The organism is Sulfurovum sp. (genome assembly GCF_041562805.1).
Classification (GTDB): domain Bacteria; phylum Campylobacterota; class Campylobacteria; order Campylobacterales; family Sulfurovaceae; genus Sulfurovum.
Genome location: NZ_JBFFOH010000136.1, coordinates 1 through 6785, shown reverse-complemented (window position 1 = coordinate 6785; position 6785 = coordinate 1). Strand labels below are relative to the sequence as shown.

The 6785-nt window shown below is 37.6% G+C and carries 9 protein-coding genes; 4 read left to right on the top strand and 5 right to left on the bottom strand.

Annotated features, from left to right (window positions below; translation table 11 throughout):
* Positions 1-65: 65 nt before the first annotated feature.
* Positions 66-1256, bottom strand: a complete 1191-nt coding sequence (locus ABYK33_RS12545) for an IS3 family transposase (protein WP_373033597.1) — start codon at positions 1254-1256, stop codon at positions 66-68.
* Between the two features lie 115 nt (positions 1257-1371).
* On the opposite strand from ABYK33_RS12545, the gene ABYK33_RS12540 reads away from it, so the two are divergent.
* From ABYK33_RS12540 to ABYK33_RS12530, 3 genes are all read left to right on the top strand, one after another.
* Positions 1372-1884: a hypothetical protein gene (locus ABYK33_RS12540; RefSeq protein ID WP_373033596.1), complete on the top strand. Its 513-nt coding sequence runs from the start codon at positions 1372-1374 to the stop codon at positions 1882-1884.
* Positions 1877-2476, top strand: coding sequence for a hypothetical protein (locus tag ABYK33_RS12535; RefSeq protein WP_373033595.1), 600 nt, complete (start codon positions 1877-1879; stop codon positions 2474-2476). The genes ABYK33_RS12540 and ABYK33_RS12535 overlap by 8 nt, the downstream gene beginning before the upstream one ends.
* A gap of 350 nt (positions 2477-2826) precedes the next feature.
* Positions 2827-3747 carry a hypothetical protein gene (locus tag ABYK33_RS12530; RefSeq protein WP_373033593.1) on the top strand — a complete coding sequence of 307 codons (921 nt, stop codon included), beginning with the start codon at positions 2827-2829 and terminating at the stop codon, positions 3745-3747.
* A gap of 166 nt (positions 3748-3913) precedes the next feature.
* Here ABYK33_RS12530 and ABYK33_RS12525 read toward each other — a convergent pair whose 3' ends face one another.
* From ABYK33_RS12525 to ABYK33_RS12515, 3 genes are read right to left on the bottom strand one after another with little or no spacing between them, the layout of a single operon-like run.
* The gene (locus ABYK33_RS12525; protein ID WP_373033592.1) at positions 3914-4201 is read right to left on the bottom strand and encodes a hypothetical protein; all 288 of its coding nucleotides are present in this window, start codon (positions 4199-4201) and stop codon (positions 3914-3916) included.
* Positions 4198-4968, bottom strand: coding sequence for a hypothetical protein (locus ABYK33_RS12520; protein WP_373033591.1), 771 nt, complete (start codon positions 4966-4968; stop codon positions 4198-4200). The genes ABYK33_RS12525 and ABYK33_RS12520 overlap by 4 nt, the downstream gene beginning before the upstream one ends.
* A gap of 17 nt (positions 4969-4985) precedes the next feature.
* Entirely contained in the window at positions 4986-5450 is a 465-nt protein-coding gene (locus tag ABYK33_RS12515) for a hypothetical protein (protein WP_373033590.1), read from the bottom strand.
* A 411-nt stretch (positions 5451-5861) separates the two neighbouring features.
* Between ABYK33_RS12515 and ABYK33_RS12510 the strand changes: the two genes are divergently transcribed.
* On the top strand, positions 5862-6260 hold the full coding sequence (locus tag ABYK33_RS12510; protein ID WP_373033589.1) for a hypothetical protein: 399 nt from the start codon (positions 5862-5864) through the stop codon (positions 6258-6260).
* A gap of 217 nt (positions 6261-6477) precedes the next feature.
* Here the strand turns inward: ABYK33_RS12510 and ABYK33_RS12505 are convergent.
* A partial coding sequence (locus ABYK33_RS12505; RefSeq protein ID WP_373033588.1) for a hypothetical protein occupies positions 6478-6785 on the bottom strand: 308 nt, incomplete at its 5' end.

Here is a 6785-nt window from a genome sequence, read left to right as displayed (position 1 = left end):
TATAATGGCCTGAAAAATCAAGACAAACTAACAGCCTGATTTATTTCCACCTCTTGCCTGCTACGTTAGGCCACGTTCCCAATAGATTTCAAATAGTAGTTCATAGGTTTTTGATAGCCTATTGATGAATGAAATCGTTTGAAATTGTATTTGTGGATGTAGCGTTTAATTCCCTCTTTTAGCTCCTTGATGTTTTGATAATCACTGATGTAGATATTACTATGTTTTAGCGTTCTGAAGAACCGTTCTATCATGATATTGTCTATAGATCGTCCTCTTCCATTCATCGATATTTGAATGTTGTGATCTTTGAGTATTTTTGTGTGTTCATAACTGGTGTATTGGCTTCCCTGGTCTGAGTTAAAGATTTTAGGCTTAGGATACCTTGAGAGTGCCTCTTGCAGTACATCAGTTGCTAAGGTCGCATCCATAGTGTTTGAGATCTTATACGCAAGTATTGCTCTGGTGTGCCAGTCAATAACAGCAGCAAGGTACATAAAACCACCAGTAACTCTGATATAGGTGATATCACCGCTCCAAACTTCACTGGCATTCGGGACATACACACTTTTGGTTCTACCGTTTTTAGTCCAGTATGGTTTGAGTAAGTAATCGTGTATCTTATGCTCAGGGTGTTTTATACTTGTGAGACGCTTTTTGGTTGGGTAGATGGCTTGAATGCCTAACACACCCATATATTTCAGCACACGGTCTTTACCAATGCTGTAACCCTCTTCAAGCAGTTCTTGATGGATCATGCGATATCCGTATTCTGAGTTGTCAGTATAGATCTCATCCATCTTGTTGAGTATCTGTAAGTTAACATCGCTTAATGGCTTGGGTGTGTAATACAAAGATGAACGGCTTACACCGATAAGTTCACATTGTCTTGTCTTGGTTATTGTGAGCTTGGAGTCGACAAGTATCTTTTTATTTGATAAGTCCAAGCTCTCTAGCTTTCCCACTGCCCAATCACGCTCCACCGTGGTACGACCTAATGTCTTTGCTAACGCGTCATTCTCTTCTTTTAGACGTTCTAGCTCTTTTGCATTGGCTTTAGTATCATCTGTCTCAAATGCTTTGTCTGCATTCTCTAAAAACTGCTTCTTCCAATTCTGGATCGTCTTTGCTGTTACATTAAACTCTGTCGACAATTGATTGATCGTTTTCTCTTCTTTGAGCAACTCCAAGACTACTTTTGTCTTCTGCTTCGCGGTATACGTCTGACCTTTTTTTCTTGCCATATCTATCTCCATTTCTCTTATGATGATTCTATCATTTTTAGGAAATAAATCGAGCTGACTTTTTGTCCTAGATTTTCAGGCCATTATATATTATCGAACAACATCATGACCACCATGGATCTGCCACATGCAAAAAATCATTGAAAAAAGCACCTTGATAAATCAGCAAGATCAAACGTTTCTCTTGCGACATTTTGCGAGGTTGCCTCTTGAACGCCAACTCGACATTTTAAGCCGTCACCGGAAGATATTGTTTATGCGCAAAAAACAAAATCCTACAGAGGACGTACCGATTAATATTGTCTCGTTTATCGCTTTCGTATTAGCGATCAAATCGCATTTTGCCGATGAAAAAAAGTTGACTACCAAACGATTTGAAGATATGGAATTAAGCGAGGTAAGAGAGTTGTCAATGATAAACCTGAGCAAGTTGAAAACAAGAAATAATAGAAAACGGTCTAAAAGAGATAGACTGCTTACTTTATGGGCTGTTGTCAAAACACTCAAACAAGAACAGACTAGCTTTAGAGATATTGCAAGATATTTGAAACGGCATCATAGCTTGGAAGTTGGTCATAGTCTGATACATGCAATGTGGCATGAACTTGAAAATCGGGCAAAGGATAAATTCAATGCATAATGAAGGAGCGACATATGGAGAAGTATATCTCAAGACATATTCTTTAGGTGCTGAAAATTATTTCAATTTACATCAAATCTTTATGATCAAAGAAAACTATACTGAGATTAAGACAATGTTTATCATGCATAACAACTGTTTAGTCACTCAGAATTACATGGAAACACTGGAGTTTTTTTCAATGCTCGAAGCACTCATCAAAAAGAATTTGATAACTGGAGATGAAAATCGATATTTGTCCTATCGTCAACAAAAAAATGACAGAGATATTATCAAATCATTACAATTAAAATGTGATAAGAGCATTTACATTTCTGCATTTCAAGCTATGAGCATGTGCCAAATATTCTACGAATCAAAAGCAGGACTTTCGACACGAGTGGCACTTGAAACAGATATCCCCCTTGAACTCCCATATATGACATTCCCCTTTGATAGAGTTTTTCAGGTTCAAGGTTTTGAGGTTTCTGAATTTGAAAAAATAAGATTAGATATGTCAACAAGATCATTGTCAAAAAAGAATGAATATTTTTATAATCTTGCAAAGTTCCTTCTCTATCTTGATTCGTTAAAAAAAACAGTAACTGAGTAATAGTTTTCAGTATTCTTGTTTGTATTCATTTTGTATTTTCTCTTGTTATATCAATCTTTCCAATTAAGTCAATACGCTCCTGAAAATAGGCCGGATTATCATTATCTAAGATCAAAAAGGAAACTGGCCATAAATTTCCTGGACATGTTTTTTTTGTCAAGAAAAAATAGGACAAAATCCTGCGTTATCATTACTCTATTCTTTTTGTTATTTGTATAAACATAATGTGAATCGTTGGAGCTCAACCATTCTACGGAGTGGTCCCGCCATCGTAACCAAAAGAGCAGATTGACTTAACGAAACTGCCTTAGATGAGGGCTAAATTCATTACAAAAAAATCAGGAAACACCATGAGAGGATCTGTCTATTATCATAGTGCCGAACTGACGAAAGTCATCTTCCAGGAGGGGCTGAAAAAAGAAGACCGTAGCAATCCAAATAGCGAATATTATCAGATGGTCAGTTCTTATAAAACAATGGAGAGCTATCGATCAGTATGGAACAACTTTTTCAACTACTTAAGAGAGCATTGGCAACTCAAAAGATACGAGTTGATTTCTGTCGACCATGTTATCGCCTACATGGACTACAAGATCGGCTACTATCCCTCGCACCTTTATTTGGCCAAGATCAATTCAGCAATGGGGAAACTGGAAGTTGCACTAAACCGCTATAGTGCAATAAACGATGAATTTCCTCAACAATATGATTTTTCAAAACGACTGGAGGTTTTCAACAGTGCAAAAGATCTTGAACTGGTAGCAAAGAGCTATCACAACAGAGCCTATCAGGACCCCATGAAGATCATCCAAAACCTGGCTTATCAAGAGTATCAATTGGCTGCGCAGATCCAACTAGAAGGAGGTGCACGACTTGAAGGCGTCTGCCTGATCAGAGAAGAGCAACTCAAAGGCTTTCGACATGATTCTATTACCAACAAGACCGTTGGTGTGATTGAGACCAAAGAAAAAGGTGGAAAAGTCGGTGATATTCTGGTATCACTAAATACATACGATCTACTAACCCGATATCTGAGTTACACAAAGATCTTTAAAATCAGTAAGTCAAATTATATGAATGACATTCGACAAACTGCTAAAGATTTATCCCTTACGGCCAACGGATCGCATGGCTTTCGCTGGAACTTTGCACAACGCCGTCTGTTTGAGTATGCCCAGGCCGGATATACCTATGAGCAGTCTCTTTTACTTGTCAGCTCAGAGATGAAACACAACCGTGCTTCAATAACCGAGCACTATTTAGGTGCATGAGCTTATAGCTTTACTGACTATTTTTGTTCAGGCACTTTTAGATGCAAATACATTATCAAACACCCGCAAGCAGTTGCATAGGCCCAATCATTAAAACTAAAGAACAGTAAAGCGACAACTTCCAAACCCAAAAAGGTGAGCATGTGTATCGTTAAGGTATTGACGTTCATGATGACTTTTTATCTCTTGTATCGCCCCAAAGTCTTATGGTCTGGCGACACTCTCCGTACGGCCATCGCTGTTTAACTACCTTCGTATTTTCTTTCAACGTTTTCTTTGCATTTCGTTTCTCTTCGTACTCGGCTTTACCCAAAGCGAGCAACGCGACAAATAGTGCAAATATACCAAGGGTTGCCATGAACCAATAGCTTGGGTCTTCTGTGATGGCGAGGGTGATAAGCTGAATGACCGAGAAGAGGATCAAGGTAGTAACTATCCACATCAGAATTTTCATGATGTCTCCTTTTGATTGTTTTGAAAATGTTTGACAAAGTACCCATCCATGTGGTGGATGAATTTGTCATCATAGTGTCTGAACGCGCTGGTGCGAAGATCAAATAGAAGATAAAACTTTTTGATCATCTTGTGCTGGTTGTATTGTGGGTACAGCGGCGCCAGGGCATCCGCTATATAGAGTATGCGTTTATCCAGAAACCATTTAAGATAGATCCCATAGGCAGACAGCTCCGGAAATTGGACTTTCAAGAGTCTTGCAGCTTTGGCGGCATCTTCTTCGTACTCTTTTAGTTGTTTGGCATTGGCTTTACCGACTTTGATATCATTGATCATGTTGCTGACACCTCTGTAAAAAAAGTATACTGCAATAGCGAACATCGCCCAGTAAAGATGGCTATATGGCAATAATGACGGAGCAAGGTAGATCATCGCGGACAATCCTATTGCTATCGGGAGAAAGCGTCTTTTGTAATTTGGCCTGCGAAACACCCGACGGTAATATCGTCGCGTGTACATGTTATATTCACTGTTGATAAAGCCCTTCAGTTCAATGATCCGATGCATCTGCACCACATCGATATCGCCGCCTGACTTATAGAGCTTTTCAAACTCTTTGACCAGAGTGTTCTCACGCTGTTCAAGCTCTGTTCTTTCCGCTTCTGCACGTTGTTCGTACCGCATCTCTTCAAGTTTTGCATTTTGTTCCTCGAGAAGTTCATTACCGCGTGCGACTTCAGCCCAGGTCATAAATTCAAATAGACTCATAGTATCCTCCTCCGACGTCATTTGTATTCAATAAACTCATTCGCCAACTCTTGAAATGTCGGCGTAGCGACCAGCACATGACCACCTTTATCTTTACATGCCATGACAACCCCATTGAGACCGACCCCGTTGACCCGCCATACAGAAGTGGCATTCGATACTTTTGAAAAGCTTTTTGCATGTTTAGAAGGAAGACGTACATAGATATGTCCATCGATCAGTGCGTCGACATCTTTATGAAGCAGCATCAGAAAATAATCCAGCTCCGGATCACTCATATGCATTGCTAATTCGTTAGGTAGTTTTATGGCATTACCAAAAGCCTGGATGATTGGTCTTGCTCTTTTCAACAGTTCAGGGACATATCTTGTAGCGGAATGCTGTTCATAGCTCTGTTCGTAACTCAAACCGATCTCAACGTCAAAATTGATCATTGTTTTGAAATGGGGATTGATGTAGATCAAATGGATGACATTCATCATGAACCCACTACAAACTGATACAGTTGAGAAGATTGTGCAAGCAGTTCAATGACCGTCGCTAAGACGGTGAATATATGAAGAATTTTTGGTTTTATCACGGTAGCACCTCCTATTTTTGAAGATGCTAACACGGGATTAGGTTACTGTCAAACCAGCTTTTGTAAATTATGAAATGAAGAAGTAATCTTCAAAGGCTATTAGGAAGTGATATTAATAGATTGGTCATACTTTCTTCAACTTTAAACTACGTAATTCGAAAAAGGTTTTTATGAAGAAAATTACTGACCAGAAAACATGTGAATTAGAATAATCTGGTACAATTACAATTACAAATAGCTGAAGCTGAATTTACAGAAATATTCTGACGCTATCACCTAATTAGATATTCTAGGTTTAAAAAAGGGAACGGTGATGAATGTTTATTGCACTAATTGTGGAAAAAAAGCACAACTACAAACAAAGTTTTGTAAAAATTGTGGCAACAAACTCGGAGTGTCAACCAATGATAATGAAATTGCAAGTAACCCAAAATTGACTGATAGAGCTATCGAAAATGGAAAAACAGTTGTAATTATAAATAATCAGGAAGGAAGTCTAATAGGTATAGCGTCATTTACTTTTGGACTATTAAGTATATTTTTCTTTTCTGTTGTCTTTGTTCCCCTTTCCTTTTTAATGGGTATTATCGGTATATTTAAAGGTCAATTTATGTGGAGTATATTGGGGTTTATACTGGCAATAATAGGCTTTATAACTTCTCCTATGCTTCTTGGTATTTTTGGACTGCTAACCTTAACGAGTGTTCAATAGTAGTAAGGGAATACCCAAGTTTTCAAAAAAGAGAAAGTAGTTAATGGCGATTATTTACGGTGTATATTCAAGTCAAAACAAGGTCAAAATTTGATGGAACACCAACAACAGCTGCATTCCTTTTTTTTGTTTTCGGTATGGGCAGCAGGTGATACGAGTTTAGATCTACCAACATATTTTACCAGAGTAAAGAATTAAAAAGATCGTAAATATTTTATTATGCTTGTCTTATCTCTTTTTTTAGATTTTCTATAGTAGTTGAATATTCCTGAAGTTTTTGGTACTGTTTATCAAGATCTACATTTTTTGTATTATCCTCTTTGATAAAAGAACGATAATATGTGTAAGGAAATATTATCGCAAAGATTACTCCAAATACAACTAATGTATTTAGCAATAGAACTACTAGTAACATTTCAATAATAAAAATGACATGTCTGTATTTCCGTGTGTTGCGTTCTAGTTTCGTTTGTTTTATTAATTTTTTTACTGCTTTTTGTAAAATCTTAGTATTATAAAGTTTAT